At 56.3% G+C, this 18,065-nt stretch carries 20 protein-coding genes; 15 read left to right on the top strand and 5 right to left on the bottom strand.

The features are described 5' to 3' along the window. Positions 1-56: 56 nt before the first annotated feature. A complete protein-coding gene (locus tag ABCS64_RS04810) occupies positions 57-695 on the top strand; it encodes an FABP family protein (RefSeq protein ID WP_418890764.1) in 639 nt (212 codons plus the stop codon). Positions 696-797: 102 nt separating this feature from the next. Further along, positions 798-1,763 (top strand): magnesium/cobalt transporter CorA, encoded by a 966-nt coding sequence (gene corA, locus ABCS64_RS04805; protein WP_418890763.1) that lies wholly within the window; start codon positions 798-800, stop codon positions 1,761-1,763. A gap of 361 nt (positions 1,764-2,124) precedes the next feature. Here the strand turns inward: corA and ABCS64_RS04800 are convergent, their stop codons facing one another. Next, complete coding sequence (locus tag ABCS64_RS04800) at positions 2,125-2,733, bottom strand: glutathione S-transferase (RefSeq protein ID WP_418890762.1); 609 nt, start codon at positions 2,731-2,733, stop codon at positions 2,125-2,127. 285 nt (positions 2,734-3,018) lie between these two features. Here ABCS64_RS04800 and purB point away from each other — a divergent pair, with 285 nt between their 5' ends. From purB to ABCS64_RS04780, 4 genes are all read left to right on the top strand, one after another. Continuing rightward, positions 3,019-4,386 (top strand): adenylosuccinate lyase, encoded by a 1,368-nt coding sequence (gene purB, locus ABCS64_RS04795; RefSeq protein ID WP_418891885.1) that lies wholly within the window; start codon positions 3,019-3,021, stop codon positions 4,384-4,386. 95 nt (positions 4,387-4,481) lie between these two features. Continuing rightward, positions 4,482-4,829 (top strand): DUF2322 family protein, encoded by a 348-nt coding sequence (locus ABCS64_RS04790; protein ID WP_418891884.1) that lies wholly within the window; start codon positions 4,482-4,484, stop codon positions 4,827-4,829. 39 nt (positions 4,830-4,868) lie between these two features. Beyond that, the gene (locus ABCS64_RS04785) at positions 4,869-5,510 is read left to right on the top strand and encodes a GDSL-type esterase/lipase family protein (protein ID WP_418890761.1); all 642 of its coding nucleotides are present in this window, start codon (positions 4,869-4,871) and stop codon (positions 5,508-5,510) included. Positions 5,511-5,619: 109 nt separating this feature from the next. After that, entirely contained in the window at positions 5,620-6,375 is a 756-nt protein-coding gene (locus ABCS64_RS04780) for an SDR family NAD(P)-dependent oxidoreductase (RefSeq protein WP_418890760.1), read from the top strand. 27 nt (positions 6,376-6,402) lie between these two features. Here ABCS64_RS04780 and ABCS64_RS04775 read toward each other — a convergent pair whose 3' ends face one another. From ABCS64_RS04775 to ABCS64_RS04765, 3 genes are all read right to left on the bottom strand, one after another. Then, on the bottom strand, positions 6,403-6,627 hold the full coding sequence (locus ABCS64_RS04775; RefSeq protein WP_418890759.1) for a hypothetical protein: 225 nt from the start codon (positions 6,625-6,627) through the stop codon (positions 6,403-6,405). 391 nt (positions 6,628-7,018) lie between these two features. Beyond that, complete coding sequence (locus tag ABCS64_RS04770) at positions 7,019-7,846, bottom strand: ankyrin repeat domain-containing protein (protein WP_418890758.1); 828 nt, start codon at positions 7,844-7,846, stop codon at positions 7,019-7,021. 36 nt (positions 7,847-7,882) lie between these two features. After that, positions 7,883-8,047: a hypothetical protein gene (locus ABCS64_RS04765; RefSeq protein ID WP_418890757.1), complete on the bottom strand. Its 165-nt coding sequence runs from the start codon at positions 8,045-8,047 to the stop codon at positions 7,883-7,885. Between the two features lie 172 nt (positions 8,048-8,219). Between ABCS64_RS04765 and rpsD the strand changes: the two genes are divergently transcribed. The 9 genes from rpsD (at position 8,220) to ABCS64_RS04720 (ending at position 16,692) form a co-directional block, all read left to right on the top strand. Continuing rightward, entirely contained in the window at positions 8,220-8,831 is a 612-nt protein-coding gene (gene rpsD, locus ABCS64_RS04760; RefSeq protein ID WP_418890756.1) for a 30S ribosomal protein S4, read from the top strand. A gap of 226 nt (positions 8,832-9,057) precedes the next feature. Then, positions 9,058-10,701: a CTP synthase gene (locus ABCS64_RS04755; protein ID WP_418890755.1), complete on the top strand. Its 1,644-nt coding sequence runs from the start codon at positions 9,058-9,060 to the stop codon at positions 10,699-10,701. Next, the gene (gene kdsA / locus ABCS64_RS04750; protein WP_418890754.1) at positions 10,698-11,534 is read left to right on the top strand and encodes a 3-deoxy-8-phosphooctulonate synthase; all 837 of its coding nucleotides are present in this window, start codon (positions 10,698-10,700) and stop codon (positions 11,532-11,534) included. The genes ABCS64_RS04755 and kdsA overlap by 4 nt, the downstream gene beginning before the upstream one ends. Before the next feature lie 109 nt (positions 11,535-11,643). Further along, on the top strand, positions 11,644-12,927 hold the full coding sequence (gene eno, locus ABCS64_RS04745; protein ID WP_418890753.1) for a phosphopyruvate hydratase: 1,284 nt from the start codon (positions 11,644-11,646) through the stop codon (positions 12,925-12,927). 61 nt (positions 12,928-12,988) lie between these two features. Then, positions 12,989-13,360: a cell division protein FtsB gene (gene ftsB, locus ABCS64_RS04740; RefSeq protein ID WP_418890752.1), complete on the top strand. Its 372-nt coding sequence runs from the start codon at positions 12,989-12,991 to the stop codon at positions 13,358-13,360. 233 nt (positions 13,361-13,593) lie between these two features. Then, the gene (locus ABCS64_RS04735; RefSeq protein ID WP_418890751.1) at positions 13,594-14,085 is read left to right on the top strand and encodes a peroxiredoxin; all 492 of its coding nucleotides are present in this window, start codon (positions 13,594-13,596) and stop codon (positions 14,083-14,085) included. Next, a complete protein-coding gene (locus ABCS64_RS04730) occupies positions 14,082-14,573 on the top strand; it encodes an FKBP-type peptidyl-prolyl cis-trans isomerase (RefSeq protein ID WP_418890750.1) in 492 nt (163 codons plus the stop codon). Before ABCS64_RS04735 ends, ABCS64_RS04730 begins: the two co-directional genes overlap by 4 nt. 265 nt (positions 14,574-14,838) lie before the next feature. Further along, the gene (locus ABCS64_RS04725; protein ID WP_418890749.1) at positions 14,839-15,099 is read left to right on the top strand and encodes a hypothetical protein; all 261 of its coding nucleotides are present in this window, start codon (positions 14,839-14,841) and stop codon (positions 15,097-15,099) included. A 321-nt stretch (positions 15,100-15,420) separates the two neighbouring features. Continuing rightward, the gene (locus tag ABCS64_RS04720) at positions 15,421-16,692 is read left to right on the top strand and encodes a putative Na+/H+ antiporter (RefSeq protein WP_418890748.1); all 1,272 of its coding nucleotides are present in this window, start codon (positions 15,421-15,423) and stop codon (positions 16,690-16,692) included. Positions 16,693-17,020: 328 nt separating this feature from the next. Here ABCS64_RS04720 and ABCS64_RS04715 read toward each other — a convergent pair whose 3' ends face one another. Continuing rightward, complete coding sequence (locus tag ABCS64_RS04715; RefSeq protein WP_418890747.1) at positions 17,021-18,025, bottom strand: metal ABC transporter substrate-binding protein; 1,005 nt, start codon at positions 18,023-18,025, stop codon at positions 17,021-17,023. Positions 18,026-18,065: the final 40 nt, after the last annotated feature.

Raw genomic sequence — 18,065 nt, 5'->3', positions numbered from 1 at the left:
AGGCGTGGGATAATGGACGCCCATCCAATGCCAGATTTACGAAGGAGCGCGATCTCATGAGCAATGCAGGCACTTTTCCCAAGGATATTTACACGGAACCGCAGGCCGATGTGCATACGCTGAAATGCCTGGGGCCGCTGACACGCATGGCTGGACTTTGGCAAGGCGAGCGCGGCATGGACGTTAAGCCCAAGGCCGAGGGGCCAAAGCAGCAGACTTATGTAGAACGCATCGAACTACAGCCGATCGATCCGCAGACCAATGGCCCGCAGCTGTTCTATGGCCTGCGCTATCACACGCACATCACCAAACCGGATCAGGTCAAGACTTACCATGACCAAGTCGGTTACTGGTTGTGGGAACCGGCGAACGGCACGGTCATCCACACCTTGACCATCCCGCGCGGGCAGGTGGTGATGGCCGGCGGCACGGTTGCGCCGGATGCCAATGAGTTTGAACTCACTGCTCGCCTGGGCGATCCGGTTTATGGCATTTGCTCGAATCCCTTTCTCGACCATGCATTTAAGACCGTTGAGTTTCGCATCCGGGTCCGGTTTAACGACGATGGCACCTGGTTCTACGATGAAGATACGGTCATGAAGATTCAGGGACAGGCGGAATTGTTTCACCATACCGACCATAATGTGCTGACCCGGATCGCTGAGGCGACGCCCAATCCGTTGGCGCGCGTCTGAGCGGTGATGGCAGGCAGGGAAGCCCGTCTGGTACTGCAACAGTCGAAACGAAAAAGCCTGTGGCAGGTGACTGCATAATCGGAGAAAAATGCGGAGGATGCCGTGCTCGTTAATTGTGTTGCCTATCTGAATGGGGCGCGTCTGGCGGACATTGCCGTTGAGGATATTGGCCGTTACCTCGGGCAGCCGGGATGCTTTGTCTGGGTGGCCTTGTGCGATGCGACGCCGGAAGAACTGGAGTTCATGCGCAAAGCGTTCGGACTGCATGAACTGGCGGTGGAAGATGCCAGGCACGGCGAACAACGGCCAAAAATCGAGGAATACGGCGATTCGCTGTTTTCCGTCATGCGGCTGCTGGATTTTAAGGAAGGCGAGTTCAGTGTCGGCGAACTGGACGTGTTTGCCGGGCACAATTATGTTCTCTCGATCCGGAATAACAGCGCGCGGGATTTCCAGGCCGTGCGCGAGCGTTGTGAACGCCAGGCGGGATTGCTCAGGCAGGGCGCCGGATTTGTGCTTTATGCCCTCATGGACGCGGTTGTTGATCGCTATTTTCCGATCATCGACGCGCTGGAAATGACGCTGGAGGAAATCGAAGAGCGGATTTTCGAAAAGGGCGCAGCCAATGCCAATGTCAGGCGGCTGTATGACCTCAAGCATCAAGCCATGCAATTGCGGCACGCCGTTGCCCCGCTGCGGGAGGCTGTCGGAAAACTCTCCGGTGAGCTGGTGCCTGAGTTATGCGCCAATTCCCGCGAATATTACCGCGATGTTTACGACCATCTGACGCGCATCAACGCTTCCATTGACGCCATCCGTGAAACGATCGGCACGGCCATTCAGGTGAATCTTTCGATGGTGACCATCGAAGACAATGAAGTCACCAAGCGCCTTGCCGCCTGGGCCGGGATCTTTGCCATGGCAACTGCTTTTGCTGGTATTTGGGGAATGAATTTCAAGAAAATGCCCGAACTGGGCTGGGCATACGGTTATCCGATGGCGTTGGGCGTCATCGTTTCCGCCAGCGTCATTCTCTATATCCGCTTCAAACGCGCGGGCTGGCTGTAGCGGAAGTATCTACCCGGGAGCGGTTGGGCGGCGGATTATGCGCCGCCTTGTCTTTGAGCAAAGTCGAGCCGCTATTGGCGCTTTTGGAGCGCCCCCAAAATCCAAAAAACAGGGCAGAAAACATAAATTGCTCTGAGGCCCTTTAAATAAAAGGGGCTCAGGGCATCAAAAAAACATAAACTGGAACACCGTGCCCGACCAACCCTCTGCAACCCTTATAAACAGCGCATCTCCGGGTAGGCGCCCGGAAACGCCCTATCCACGCGGGTTTCGGAGTATGTGCTCTGAGATGCCCTGTTTACGCGGGCTCCAGAGGCGCCTGTCGGTGAATGTGCTGCGTGTGGCCGCCGGCCGGCGCCGATCAGGCTTGCGGCACGGTGTCGATGAAGGCCGGGCGCTGCATCAGCTTGTCGTAAAGCCGGGCAAGGTTGGCGTACCGTTCACGCCAGTTGACTTCGGGCAGGCGAAATTCGAGATAGCCCAGCGCACAGCCGATGCTGACATCCCCCAGCGTGTACTGCTTGCCGATGCAATAGGCGCCGTTACCCAGGTCGTTCGACATGTATTCGCAGCCGCGGGCGATCTTGCCGTACTGGCGGTCGATCCATTCCTGGCTGCGCTGGAGAGACGGGCGCTTGCGTTCAAGGAAAATCTGCGCCGCCGCATCGCAGATGCCGTCAGCCAGAGCGGCCCAGCGCTTGACTTCGGCGCGCTCGCGATTGGATTCGGGCATCAGCTTGTTGTTCGGGGCAACGCTGTCAATGTATTCGACGATCACGCCTGAATCGAACAGCACGGTCGAATCGTCGAGAATCAGGACAGGAACCTTGCCGAGCGGATTGATGTCCGGAACGCCGGACGTTGCGTCCCACGGCGAATCGATGACAAATTCGTAATCGATCTTCTTCTCGGCGAGAACGACTCGTACCTTGCGAACAAAGGGGCTGGTAAGCGTGCCAACAAGCTTCATCTTTTAGCGTGAGGGGCAAAAATGACGCGGTCGATTATAGCATCGGCCGCAAGGATGCTGCTCAATAGTGTGAAATAGTGCACAAATTTCACGCCAATACAGGTCGCTGATGCTACACAATTTTTCTGGACGCACGTGCGCGGCCGCCACCGTTTCCGCTCAGGTACTCAGGTAGAATGGCGTCGGAACCGCACCGTTCGATCGGTGGCAGATGCGCTTCGCACCGGGCCGCTGCCTTGCGTTTTGACAAAAATGACAGGAATACAGGAATACAAGATGTCCGAAATGTCTTTTGAACCTATTGTTGCGCTGTCGCCGCTGGATGGCCGTTATGCTGGCCGGGTTGACGCGCTGCGTGCGCAGTTTTCCGAATATGGCCTGATTCGCCGTCGGCTGGAAGTTGAAATCGGCTGGCTCAAGGTGTTGGCGGCCGAGCCGCATTTCGCTGAGATTCCGCCGTTTTCGGCACAAACCAGCGCAGCGCTTGATGCCCTGGTTTCCGGGTTTTCTCCTGCCCAGGCCGTCGAGGTCAAGGCGATCGAGGCAGAGACCAATCACGACGTCAAAGCGCTGGAATACTGGGTCAAAAAAGCCTTGGCCGGCACTCCTGAAGTGATGCGCGTTGGCGAATTTATTCACTTCGCCTGTACTTCGGAAGACATCAACAATCTCTCGCACGCGCTGATGCTCAAGTCGGCGCGCGACGAAGTGTTGTTACCGGCGCTCGACCGCGTTATTGAACGCATGCGCGACCTGGCGCATATGCATGCCACCCTGCCGATGATGTCGCGTACCCATGGGCAACCGGCCACGCCGACGACGCTCGGCAAGGAAATCGCCAACGTCGTCGCCCGGCTCGATCGCGCGCGCAGGCGTATTGCGGGCGTCAGCCTGCTGGGAAAAATCAACGGCGCCGTCGGCAACTACAATGCGCATCTGGCGGCGTATCCGGACTTCGACTGGGAAAGCTTTGCGCGCCGTTTCGTCGAGGGGCTGGGCCTGGAATTCAATCCTTACACTATCCAGATCGAACCGCACGATGCTCTGGCCGAGCTGTTCGACGCCTTCGTCCGTGTCAATACGATTCTGATCGACTTTGACCGCGACGTCTGGGGCTATATCTCGCTGGGTCTGTTCCGGCAGAAGCTGAAAGCCGGCGAGATCGGTTCCTCTACGATGCCGCACAAAGTCAATCCGATTGATTTTGAAAATTCGGAAGGCAATCTTGGCCTGTCCAACGCACTGTTGCGGCATTTATCCGAAAAACTGCCGATCTCCCGCTGGCAGCGCGATCTGACCGACTCGACGGTACTGCGCAACATGGGCGTGGCGTTTGGCTACGCGCTATTGGCCTACGATTCGCTGCTGCGCGGCCTGGGCAAGCTGGAGGCGGATGCCGAGCGCCTGAATGCTGATCTCGACGCCAACTGGGAACTGCTGGCCGAACCCATCCAGACGGTGATGCGGCGTTACGGCGTGGCCAACCCCTACGAAAAACTCAAGGCGCTGACGCGCGGCCAACGTGTTTCGCGCGAAGATATGCAGGCATTCGTCCGCACGCTGGAGATTCCCGATGCGGCCAAGGCGGAACTCCTGGCGCTGACGCCGCAGACCTATCTTGGCAAGGCGGTCGAACTGGCGCAGCGTATTTGATGGAGGAAGCGCGCATGTCTGAAATACCAAAACCGTCAGAAACGCCAACATCGCCGGAATCGCCCGATTTACCTGCGTCGGCGGCCGGCGAAAAGATGGACGACGAAGCGGCGGCTGCATCTGCTGCCAGTTTCGCAGCCAATCTCAAAAAACTGCCCGGTATTTCGCATTTGGCAGCCATTGATCTGTTCGACGCCGAAGGTGATGCTGTGGCGCGTGTCGAAAATAAACCCGGCAGCCAAGGGGCGCTGGCAATCTACAACCACCTGGCGCAGACATATGGCGCGATTACGCCGGAAGCCGCGCGCAAAGGGCTGGATTTGTTTGCAGAACATGCTGTGGACGCCCGCGCGCATCCCGGCAAGCATCCCAACATCGACCGGCTGCTTACCCTGATCAAAGATAAAAAAACGCTGCGCATCAAGCATGTATTTGCATTCTGAAGGCATGCCTCGCTGAAGAACGGGAGAGGAGGAAATCCGATGAATATGACCCGACGACGTGCATTCGGCCTCATTGCCGCTTCCACATTACTGGCCGCGTGCGGAAAATCCGTCAAACTGGCCGCGATCGCCCCCGGCAAAACGGTACTCGCCTTTGGCGATAGCGTCACGTTCGGCACCGGCGCCGCGCCCGGTGAAGACTGGCCATCGCTGATCGCCGCACGAACCGGCTGGCGCGTGATCAACGCCGGCGTTCCGGGCGATACGGCAGAAGCCGGTAAAAACCGCCTGCCGGCGTTGCTGGCCGAACATCGCCCCGATCTGGTGATCGTGGAAATCGGCGGTAATGACTTTTTGCGCCGCCGACCAGATGAATTGGTCAAGGAAGACATTCGGCAGATGCTGCGCGAAATTCGCCAGCAGGGTGCTGCGGCTGTTCTGGTTGCCGTACCGGCATTTTCCCTGATGAGCGCCGTAGGAAAACCGGCGGATTCGCCGATTTATCAGGCATTGGGCAAAGAGGAAAAAATCCCCGTCATTGCCGATGTTTTTTCCGGTGTGCTCGGCCGGGCGGAGTTGCGCGCCGACCCGATTCACCCCAATGCCCAGGGTTACGCGCGTATGGCGGCAGAAATGACCGATCGCTTGCGGGAACTGGGGCTATTTTCCGGCAGCCGTTAGCGGACACCAATCCGTGGCCGCCTATCGATGGTTTGACACTACGCTGGAAAGTAAAGCGCTTTCTGACCAAGCGTGAGCATGTGAAAACATGAAAACACAGGAGGCAACTATGGAATTTGCATCGAAAACGGTTCTTGTTACGGGTGGCGGATCTGGTATTGGCAAGGCGGCGGCGCTAGCCTATGCAAAAGAAGGGGCGGCGGTGGCGCTGACGTACATTACCAGCGCGGAGGGGGCTGCCGGCGTGGTGCACGACATTCAGGCAGCAGGCGGCAGGGCGCTGGCTATTCGGGCCGATCTGACACGAGAAAATGAGGTGGAAAAAGTATTCGAGCAGACTGAAGGCGAACTGGGTGCGCTCGAAGCGGTATTTGCCAACGCGGGCGGCATCATCGGACGTCGCCCGACGACAGAGATGACGCTTGATTTCTGGCGCGAAGTCATCGATGTCAATCTGACGAGTACTTTTCTGACGGCGCGAGCGGCGTTTCAGCGTATGGCGCCGCGTCGCCGAGGCGCCATTGTGACGATGGCGTCACTGGCCGCTTTCAACGGTGCGGGGCCGGGTGCGGCCGCCTATGCGGCGGTAAAAGGCGCCATCGTGGCTTATACCCGCGCACTGGCGAAAGAAGGTGGGCCGCTCGGTATCCGCGTTAACGGCGTCGCCCCCGGGCTGATTGCCACGCGTTTTCACGAGCGCTTCAATACCCCGCAAGGGCGTCGGGCAGTTGTTGAGGCTACGCCGTTGGGCTGTGAAGGCGCGCCTGACGATGTGGCGCAAAGCGTGCTGTTCCTCAGCTCGGCGCGCTCGGCTTTCGTCACCGGCGAAATTGTGCAGATTAACGGCGGGGTGGGTTTTTTCTGAATTTTGTTGGGCGGGTTGGGCATCAAGCTAGGCCATGTCGTCTTGCGCCGGTTTCATTGCGGATGCAGAGCCAGCGTCAGTGGAAGGAGAATGAAGGCGGCGTGAAGGCAGCGTCATTGCCGGACGTGACCACGACCACGGCAAAAGTACAAGTCGTATGGGTGTGACGATGGCGGGAATGACCGCCATCGGTTCAATCATGGCATCTTCAAAGGCGAATATCGGCCGCTGTGGATTTATGTTGCCGAACATGGTCCACGGAAGATGAGCCGAGCACCAAAGCCGGATAGGCGCAGAACCAGGTGATGAAACACGGCCGGGCAGCAATGGGCAGCACACTGACAAGATGCCGAGGGGCATTTCCTAAAGCGCAGGACGTGCCAGCCAGCGTGCAATAAAGATCAGCCTGACAAGGCACGCGGGCATATTTATCCGTTGCTTGGCGATAATGATTACCGCGTGTTACCAGGGTTACCCATGGCCGGGAATGAGGCCGGTGGGAAAGATGAAAAAGAGGGGGCAAAAGGGTTCCCGATCTCGACGACGTCAGACATCAGGGCTTAATCATCATATAGTGCAGACAGGCACTGGCTTCGTAGGTCGAGACGGATGCCAATGGGGGTCAATGTATCGCGCGCCCAATTTATTCCGAAGTGTCGGGGGCTGACGCCGGTGGGGCGGGGAGTTGAGGCAGAACAATTGACGGTTCGGGAATCTCGGAATCTACGGGATTTTCAGGAGATGCAGCGGAGGATTCCGGCAAAACAGTGGTAGTGGGCGGCATGGAGGCTGTATCGCTTTGCTGCATGTCGGTTTTTTCGGCCCTCTCTTTTTCGGTCTTTCTTTTTACGGCCTTTTTTGTGTCTCCGGAAATCGCCTGACGAATGACGGCAGCCGTCTGGGGATGACTATTCTGGACAGCGTAAAAGAGCGGGTTTTTGCCCTTGCCATCTTCGCTGTTGGGGTCAGCGCCCCTATCGAGTAAAAGCCGGGTAAGCTTGGGCTGTCCTGTCGCGGCGGATAAATGCAGGACAGTTTGATTTGCCGCTGTCCTGAGGTTGATGTCGGCTTTTTCTTCGAGCAGCGCTTCTACTTCACGTATTCCACCAGAAATGACGGCAACGTGCAGCGGTGTCATGCCAATTCGATCCTGGGCGTTAACGTCGGCGCCCTTGGAAATCAGGAAAGCGCTGGTGCGGCTGTTACCGTAAAAGGCGGCGATATGCAGTGGGGTTCTGCCGAGCGTATCCTTGGCGTCGACTTCAGCGCCATCGTCAATCAGCTTGCCGATTGCCTTAATATCTCCGTGGGCAGCCGCTTTGGCAAGCGGTGTCTCGCCTGCTAGCACCATTTCCGTTGCGTCGATATCCTCCGTTTTTCTGCAAAAACCGAGACCGGCGATCAATACGGCGATCAGCAGCACGACGGCAAAGCGGCGGCCAAAGGCGAAAGCGGGACGGTCGGTTTTCATGGGGGATTGGCGTATCTGCGTGAAGATTGATATCAATCATACAGTGAAACCGCCGAAAAAGCGCTGTGCCTGGGCTATCTCATTGCCAGTGGTTTGGGCGAGTGCAAGGCGCCGGTCGTGTTGATTCGCGTTGATTTTCCCGCAATGATGTTGCGCTTTGTCGCCACTGATCAGACGCTGAAGCGCTTTTGCATTTTTCATTGTGCTTAGGTTGACGTTACAATCACGCTTTCTCCCTTGTGTTGCCGGGCTTCGTGGTCGTGGCGGCACCTCGGCTGTACCGGAATCCTCCCCGGTGCCGCTGGCGGCTGCAGGAGAATTTGCCTGTACTGTTTTGTATTTACCTTTTTAATTTGACAAGGAAATTCAGACTATGTCCCGTTACACCGGACCACGCCTTAAAGTTATGCGCGCCCTGGGCGTCGAATTGCCTGGCCTATCGCGCAAATCGATTGAAAAACGTCCGCATCCGCCTGGTCAGCATGGTGGCAAGATGCGCAAAAAATCAGAATTCGGCGCGCAACTCCAGGAAAAGCAGAAGATTCGCTATAACTATGGCCTGGGTGAAAAACAGCTGCGCCGTCTGATTGTAGAAGCAGAACGCTCGAAAGATCCGACCGGCGAAAAATTGATTGAGCTGGCCGAACGTCGTCTCGACAATGTCGTATTCCGCGCTGGTTTTGCACCGACCGGTATTGCGGCGCGTCAACTCGTTCGTCATGGACATATTCGGCTCAATGGCCGCCGGGTCGATATTCCCTCTGCGCGTGTCAAACCGGGTGATATTATTTCACTGAGCGAACGCGGTCAGCGCATTTCCATGGTGACGGAAACACTGGCCGAGCCGGCGCTGCGCCGTCCCGAGTGGATCAGCTTCGACGAACAGGCGCATACGGCAACCATTGCCCGGACGCCATCCGCTGACGAAGCGCCGTTTCCGATTGACCTCAAGCAGGTGGTCGAGTATTACGCCAATCGCCTGTAGTCTGGCAGACCGCTTACGCGGCGTGTTGTTTTTTCCGGCCTTGCTTTGGCAAGGCCGGTTTCGTTGACAGCCGCTGTTTTGGCATCGATGGGTATCTCGGATAACCAGTCTACGCAGAATGCGTATCATCCGTAGTCGCATATCCCGTAGGATTAATTTTTCTGATTGATTTCTGGGTAGCAGGCGTTTCGGCTACAATCGGGCTTTCCCGCTGCTGAGCATTTCCATGACTAAATACGTTTTTGTGACCGGTGGCGTCGTGTCCTCGCTGGGCAAGGGCATCGCCGCGGCGTCCCTGGGTGCGATTCTCGAATCACGCGGCATCAAAATCACGCATCTCAAGCTCGATCCTTATATCAACGTCGATCCCGGCACCATGAGTCCCTTCCAGCACGGGGAAGTGTTCGTGACGGAGGATGGCGCCGAAACCGATCTGGATCTCGGGCACTATGAGCGCTTTACCAGCGTCAAAATGAGTAAGCGCAACAACTTCACGACTGGTCAGATTTACGAATCAGTCATCAAAAAGGAGCGGCGCGGCGAATATCTTGGCAAGACAGTGCAGGTGATTCCGCACGTCACCGACGAAATCAAGGCGCATATCCGCTTGGGTGCAGAAGGCGCTGAGGTGGCGATCATTGAGGTGGGTGGCACAGTCGGTGATATCGAATCCCTGCCTTTCCTGGAAGCGATTCGCCAGATGGGGCTGGAAGAAGGGCGCGACAACGCCTGTTATATCCATTTGACCCTGCTGCCGTATATTCCGACGGCCGGGGAGCTCAAGACCAAGCCAACACAGCACTCGGTCAAGGAACTGCGCGAGATCGGCATACAGCCGGATGTGTTGCTGTGCCGTACCGAGCGTCCGGTACCCGCAAGCGAGAAAGAAAAAATTGCGCTGTTCTGTAACGTGCAGCCTGAGGCGGTGATCGAGTGTCTGGACGCCGATTCAATCTACAAAATTCCGGCGATGCTGCACAATCAGATGCTTGATGAAATCGTCTGCCACAAGCTGCATATTCTCGCCAAAGCCGCCGATCTCTCGGTATGGAAGCGGCTAGTTGAGGCTCTAGAAAATCCGGAGCGTACGCTCAATATCGCCTTTGTCGGCAAGTACATCGATCTGACCGAATCCTATAAATCGTTGATCGAAGCCTTGTCGCATGCCGGGATGAATACGCGCAGCAAGGTTAAGATTCACTACATTGATTCTGAAGAAATCGAACGCGCGGGATGTCGTCTGCTAGATGGTATGGACGCTATCCTCGTTCCCGGCGGATTCGGCCGGCGCGGCACGGAAGGGAAGATTCTTGCGATCCGCCATGCGCGCGAAAACAAGATTCCGTATCTGGGCATCTGTCTGGGCATGCAACTGGCCGTCGTTGAGTACGCTCGCCATGTTGCCGACATGGAGGGGGCGCACAGCACCGAATTTTCCCAGGCGACACCTTACCCGGTGATCGGTCTGATTACCGAATGGCAGGATGCTTCCGGCAAAGTTGAAAAGCGTGACGAGCGCTCTGACCTGGGCGGGACGATGCGTCTGGGCGGCCAAATCTGTCAGTTGCGCGAAGGGACGCTGGCGCGCGAAATTTACGGGCAGCCGACGATTGTTGAACGCCATCGGCATCGCTATGAAGTCAATAATGCCTTGCTTGGCGAACTCGAGGCCAAGGGACTGGTCGTCTCCGGCCGCGCACCGGGCACCGAGCTGTGCGAAATGATCGAATTGCCGCGTGACCAACATCCCTGGTTTGTCGGTTGCCAGTTCCACCCGGAATTTACATCGTCACCGCGTCTCGGACATCCGCTGTTTACAGCATTCGTCCGTGCGGCCATCGACTACCAGAATCGTGGAGGGCGCGCATGAAACTCTGTGGTTTTGACGTTGGCCTTGACAGGCCGCTGTTCCTTATCGCGGGTCCATGCACGGCTGAATCGCTCGAACTTTGTGTCGACGTTGCCGGAACCCTGAAGGAAATCTGTGCCGAGCTTGCCTTGCCTTATATTTTTAAAGCCTCTTACGACAAGGCAAATCGCAGTTCTGGACAGTCGCCGCGTGGCCCCGGACTTGAGGTAGGGCTACGCATTCTCGAGGAGGTTCGTCGCCAGACAGGCGTTCCCGTTCTGACCGATGTCCATGAAATCGCCGATATTACGGCAGTTGCTTCCGTGGTCGATGTGCTGCAGACACCGGCCTTTCTGTGCCGTCAGACGGATTTCATCCACGCCGTCGCAGCGACGGGTAAGCCGGTCAATATCAAGAAAGGGCAGTTCCTGGCACCGGGTGACATGAAGCACGTTGTCGCCAAGGCCAGGGAGGCCAACGGCAGCGCAGAGACTCTGATGGTCTGCGAACGTGGCGCCTCGTTCGGTTACAACAATCTTGTTTCTGACATGCGTTCGCTGGCGATTATGCGTGAAACCGGCTGTCCGGTTGTATTTGACGCTACGCACTCGGTGCAGTTGCCCGGCGGGCAAGGAAGCTCTTCCGGCGGGCAGCGCGAGTTTGTGCCGGTGCTGGCGCGTGCCGCTGTTGCCACGGGCATTGCCGGCCTGTTCATGGAAACGCATCCGTGTCCGGAAAAAGCCTTTTCTGACGGACCCAACAGCTGGCCGCTTGATCGCATGGCCTCGCTGTTGCGCGTAGTGACGGTGCTTGATGGCCTCGTCAAGGCGCATGGTTTTGAGGAAATGCACTGAGCATTGATAAAGACTGGAATTTTTGCCCGTTCCGGGCAGATCGGGAGTGTGCAGTTCTGGTAAAAACTCCGGCAGAGAAAATGAAAATTCTGACCAATGAAGGAAAGCCATGAGTTCAGTCGTTGATATCGTCGCCCGTGAAGTTCTTGATTCACGCGGCAATCCTACCGTCGAATGCGATGTCCTGCTCGAATCGGGCGTTCTGGGCCGCGCGGCAGTGCCTTCGGGCGCTTCGACAGGCACGCGCGAGGCCGTCGAACTGCGTGATGGCGACGCGGCGCGTTATACCGGCAAAGGCGTGACGCAGGCTGTCGAAAACGTCAATACCGAGATCGTTGAGGCGGTTATCGGCCTGGATGCGCAGGAACAGGCTTTCATTGACCAGACGCTGGTTCAGCTCGATGGCACGGAAAATAAATCGCGCCTGGGCGCCAATGCCATTCTGGCCGTTTCGATCGCTGTCGCCAAAGCTGCTGCAGAAGAGTCGGGCCTGCCGCTATACCGCTATTTCGGCGGTTCCGGGCCGATGCAGATGCCGGTGCCGATGATGAACATCGTCAACGGCGGCGAGCATGCCAATAACAATCTTGATTTCCAGGAGTTCATGATTCTGCCCATTGGTCAGAACTCCTTCCGTGAAGCACTGCGTTGCGGCGCCGAGGTATTTCACACGCTGAAAAAACTGATCGATAAGCGGGGGATGTCGACGGCCGTCGGCGATGAGGGTGGTTTTGCGCCCAATCTGTCCAGCCATGCCGAAGCCCTGAAGCTAATTGTCGAGGCGATCGAAGCGGCCGGCTATTTCCCGGGAGAAGACGTGCTGCTTGGGCTTGACTGTGCGGCCTCGGAATTTTTCAAGGAAGGTAAATATTATCTAACCGGCGAAGGGTTGCAGCTAACTTCTGCGCAGCTTGCCGATTACCTTGCCAATCTGGCCGACACTTTTCCCATCATTAGCATCGAGGATGGCATGGCCGAGGATGACTGGAGCGGCTGGAAGCTGCTGACCGAGCGCCTGGGCAAACGCATCCAGCTGGTCGGCGACGATGTGTTCGTTACCAATACCCGGATTTTCAAGGATGGTATCCAGCAGGGCATTGCCAATTCGATTCTCGTCAAGATCAACCAGATCGGTACGCTTTCGGAGACCTTTGCCGCCATCGAGATGGCTAAACGCGCAGGATACACAGCCGTTGTTTCGCACCGTTCGGGCGAGACCGAGGATACGACAATCGCTGATATCGCAGTCGGCATGAATGCGCTGCAAATCAAAACGGGTTCGCTGTCGCGTTCTGATCGTATCGCCAAATATAATCAGTTGTTGCGCATCGAGGAGGATCTTGGCGATACGGCAACCTATCCGGGGAGTGATGCGTTCTATAGCCTCAGATAACATGCGGCAATTTTTCATCACTCAAACCGATAGCCGGGCGCGCGGCTGATCCGGGGGTATCGTGCGCTGGCTTTCTCTGGCATTGATGGTACTGGTTGCGCTTTTGCAATATCCCTTATGGTTCGGCAAGGGGAGTTGGTTGCGCGTCTGGGATGTCGATCAGCAATTGCGGGCGCAGCAGGAGATTAATCGTAAGCTGCAACTGCGCAATGCGGGCCTTGATGCGGAAGTACGCGACCTCAAGCAAGGTTACGATGCCATTGAAGAGCGCGCCCGCTTTGAACTTGGGATGGTCAAGGATGACGAGGTTTTCGTGCAGATTCCAGACAAGCGGCCGGCAGCATCCGCCGTATCGAAAGCGCGTCAAAAAGAAGATCAAGTCAAACGCAGCACAAGTCAGCCGCCTGCTGAGGTAACTGAGGTAAAGCCCTAGCATTGCGCGTATGCCGGCTTTGGTTGTTTATGCCGTCTATCCGGAAAGCCTTATTTCAACGGATTTTTCTGTAGCACGTAGCTTCGCGCATATCTTTTTCTGGTAATGTGCGCCTGCCCGCGCCAGCAAACGTCGGAGCCTTTGATGCATGCGGCGTAAAGTGGCGCATAAAATAAACAGCACACAGGAAATAAAATGTCCGTCGGCGATCAACTTTTACTGAAGGAAAGCGCATGCTGAAACCCGGAAACACCGCACCGTTATTCACACTGCCGGATGCGGACATGGCGCCGGTCAGGCTTGCTGATTTTCGCGGCAAACATAATGTCGTACTTTTTTTCTATTCTAAGGATGGCACGCCGAGCTGTATTCTGGAAGCCACGGATTTTTCAGATCATGAGGAGGCTTTCCAGAAACATGACTGTATCGCGCTGGGCATCAGCCGCGACGATTGCCTGAAGCATGCTGAATTCCGCGACCAGCACGGCATATCAGTCCCATTGCTTTCTGACGCTGATGGCAGCGTGTGCCGGCAATACGGTGTCTGGCAGGAAAAAGAAGCAAATGAAACAGAGAAGGCAGCGGGTGGCCCCAAGCGTTTTGGGATTGTCCGCTCGACATTCATCATCGATAAGCGTGGCACATTGCTTGACGCTTTATATGGCGTTAATCCGAAAGGGCATGTTGCGGATATTCTGCATCGCCTCAAGGAGCTGAAACTATGAATGAAGAAGTCATCAAAAATACCGTAGTGACGCTCAATTACAGCGTTACCGATCCCGAAGGCACGCTGGTCGATGCCGGAAAAGATCCTATCGTTTATCTGCATGGCGGCTATGACGATATTTTTCCCATGATCGAAGAAGCGTTGCAAGGCAAAAAAATTGGCGAGTCGGTGACTGTCAAAATGCAGCCGAATGATGCATTCGGTGAATACGACGCCGATCTGATCGAGATTGAGCCGCGTAGCAGTTTTCCCAAGGAATTGCAGGTCGGCATGCAGTTTGAAGGTATTCCCGAACGCGGGAGTGAAGACGATATGCTGATTTACCGCGTAACCGAAATTGCCGATGACAGGGTCGTTCTCGACGGCAACCACCCGTTGGCGGGCACGGCACTGATTTTTACCTGTACAGTCAGGGCGGTGCGTCCGGCCAGTGATGAGGAAATTTCTCATGGTCACGTCCATGAGCACGGAGGGCAATGTGACTGAGTGCCAGATAGCGCAGTGGGAATAAAGAAAATGCGGCAGGCACACTGATAATGGACAGATAGCCGGCGTAAACCGCGTCATTATTGTATAATGCGCCATTATTACAAGCCCGGTAACTTGGCCGGGTTTTTTATTTCATATCGTTGCATCAGGCATGAAAGCGGTACGTATCGTGCAGAAACGTTGTACGTCGTACCTATATGCATAATGATGTCAACGAACGATGTATAAACCAATTCAATTCGATTGCGAACAGGGAGCGCGTATGGATGCGAACATTCTGAAGTACTTGAGAAGTAACGGTGAGCAACTCGATGCCGATATTTCCAAGGCGCTGAATGTGCCGATAGCGCGCCTGCAACCGGCGTTTGCGCAGCTTGCCGAATCGGGCGAACTGATCTGCTGCAAAGTGACGCGCTTTATCAACGGCAAAAAAATAGAAGGTACAAGTTACCGTTTATCCTGCGATCTGCCCGCGCCTGCGCGCGGCCGCAAGCCCGGCAGTACAAAAAATAAAACGGCGTAAATTGCTGCTCGGCCTTGTAGAAGTAGCGTAACGCTCAAACAGAATGTGTGGCGGTGACTGGGCGCTGTTGCACGAAAAGACTTCTCCTTACGTATTTCCCACATTGAACTGATGTAGAAATATCGTCAGAATCAAAGTGGGATCCCGATCATTTTTGCTGATCGGGGCAGTCATTCCAATCCATGAAATCAGGTTGGCAAAGCGGCGCGATATCTACGGATGCCCGCGTACAACAAGCCAAGCGGCATGCCGCGACGAATGCGGCAGGACGAACCGATATGGCCGGATGATTTTTATGGATGAATATAATCTGGAGAAATTATGGTTACTGCTCCATCACTGTTCGACATTTTTGCCGCGGTAATTTTTTGCATTGCGCTGTTGCATACGTTTTCCGCCAGCTTTTTTACCCGTCTGGCCCACCGATATCACACACATTCCGGCCTATTTCATCTGCTCGGAGAAGTGGAAGTGGTTTTCGGCTTCTGGGCGTTTGTTCTGATCTCCTCGATGGCCGTATATAGCGGAACAGAATCCGCCATCAAGTATATGGAAAGCCGCAGCTTCACCGAGCCGTTATTTGTGCTTGCCATCATGGTCGTTGCTGCCAGTCGGCCGATTTTGCACGCGGTAATGTCTTGGCTGAACGGCATTGCCAAGATATTGCCCCTGCCGAGCAATCTGGCGGTCTATTTTCTCTGCCTCTCCTTCCTGCCGATGACAGGCTCGTTTATCACCGAGCCGGGCGCCATGACATTGGCGGCGCTGATGCTCAGCGATACCTGTTTTTCCGAAAAGTTGAGCCTACGCCTGCGCTATGCAACGATTGGCGTCCTCTTCGTCAATGTCTCGATCGGCGGCACGCTGACACACTTTGCCGCACCTCCCGTACTGATGGTTGCTGCGCCCTGGGGCTGGAATACGCCGTTCATGCTGACCCATTTTGGCTGGAAAGCCGCCATTGCCGTCATAATTAACGCATCGATCGTGACCTGGATTTTCCGCCACGAACTGATGGAAAAAGCCAAAAGCATGAAAGCGGATGATGCCCAGAAACCCAATATTCCCCTCCCCATCATTATTGTGCACCTGGCGTTTCTCGCGGGTGTCGTGATCTTTGCCCACCATCCGGTCATTTTCCTCGGCTTGTTCCTTTTCTTTCTCGGCTTTGCCGAGGCTTACCGAGCCTATCAGGGGCGTCTTTACATCCGGGAAGGGCTGCTTGTCGCTTTTTTCCTTGCCGGGCTGATTACCTTGGGTGGTTTTCAGCAATGGTGGCTGGAACTCGTTCTGAGCGACCTCAACCCAACCTTGCTGTACTACATTGCCACGGCACTGACGGCCATCACCGACAATGCGGCACTGACATACCTTGGCTCGCTGGTACCCGGCGTCAGCGAGCAATTCAAGTATGCGCTCGTTGCCGGTGCGGTGACGGGCGGCGGCTTGACCGTTATCGCCAACGCCCCGAACCCGGCGGGATTCTCGATTCTCAAACGCTTTTTTCCTAACCAGACCGTCCGTCCCTTGCCGCTGTTTCTGGCGGCGAGCTTGCCGACTGGCGTCGCGATTCTGGCGTTTCAGTGCCTGTAGCGAAGCAGGGGGCCACTCCGAAATAACGTCTTCCTTACCAAAAAACGGCGTTGCTGTGCTGGCCTGGCCTTGCCGTACTGGTGTGTACTGCCTGCGGCTCGCCGCCTTGTCTTTTGGCAAAGTCGAGCCGCTATTAAGCTTTTGGAGTACCCCCTCGGAACCCCGCGTGGATAGTGCGTTTGCGGGCAGGCGCCTCTAAACCCCTTATAAATAAAGGGCTGGCGGGTAGGGGGCTCGGAGATGCCCTGTTTACACGGGCTACAGAGCATCCCTCTGGAGAGTCCCTAAATACACGGGCTTCAGGGCACCCCGTTGCGCTTGATTGTTTTCAGGGTTTTAACGCGGCGCTGAGCGTGTCGGCGTTGTAGCGCATCATCTTCAGGTAAGTCGGCGCCGGGCCGTTTTTGTCGGAGAGCGAGTCGGAATACAAGGTGCCGCCGAGCCGCGCGCCGGATTCCTTGCTGATGCGTTCGATCAGGCGCGGATCGGTGATGTTTTCCATAAACACGGCGGGAATCTGCTCTTGGCGAATCTGGCGGATCAGCCAGCCGACTTCACGGGCGGAAGGCTCGACTTCGCTATTGATGCCGAGCGGGGCGATAAATTTCATGCCGTAGGCGCGGCCAAAGTAGGCAAAGGCGTCGTGCGAGGTCACCACGCGGCGGCGTGCTTCGGGCAGCGCGGCGAATGCCTGGCGGATGGCGGCATCGAGCGCCTTGATTTCGCCTTTGTAACGCTCGGCGTTGCTTGCGTAGAACGCCTTACCGTCCGGATCGGCCTCACTGAGCGCGGCGGTGATGTTATCTACGTACTGCAAGGCATTACCGGCGTCCTGCCAGGCGTGCGGGTCGGAACCGCCATGCGCGTGGTTGTGGCCGTGATCGTGGTCATGATGGTGCGCATGGTCGTGGCCATGTTCCCCGTGATGGTGGTGGTGATGGCATCCTTCCGGCATGTCCAGCGCCTTGATGCCGGCGCTGGCAACGGCCACTTTGCCCGGATAGCCGGAAGCGCGCACGAGCCGTTCGATCCAGCCTTCAAACCCCAGCCCGTTGATGATGACCAGCTTGGCGCTGCCAAGACGTCGGGCGTCGGAAGGCGAGGGCTGGAAGGCATGCGCATTGCCGTTTTCGCCGACCAAGCTGTGCACCTGCACGCGCTCGCCGCCGATCTGGCGCGTCATATCGGCCAGGATGGTGAAACTGGTGACGACGGGCATCGGTTCGGCGCGGGCGCTGGCGGCGAACAGGGTGGATGCGCCGAGGAGGCTCAACGCGGCGAATGCGCCCGCGCGCAGGCGCCGGATCGTGGCATGTTGACGGAATATTTTCATGGCAACTGAACCTTTCTTTCTGGGTGATGAAATCTATAAA

Source organism: Dentiradicibacter hellwigii (assembly GCF_041770905.1).
Taxonomy (GTDB): Bacteria; Pseudomonadota; Gammaproteobacteria; order Burkholderiales; family Rhodocyclaceae; genus Propionivibrio; species Propionivibrio hellwigii.
The sequence above is the reverse complement of the archived record's forward strand: the minus strand, read 5'-3'. Positions and strand labels throughout refer to the sequence as shown.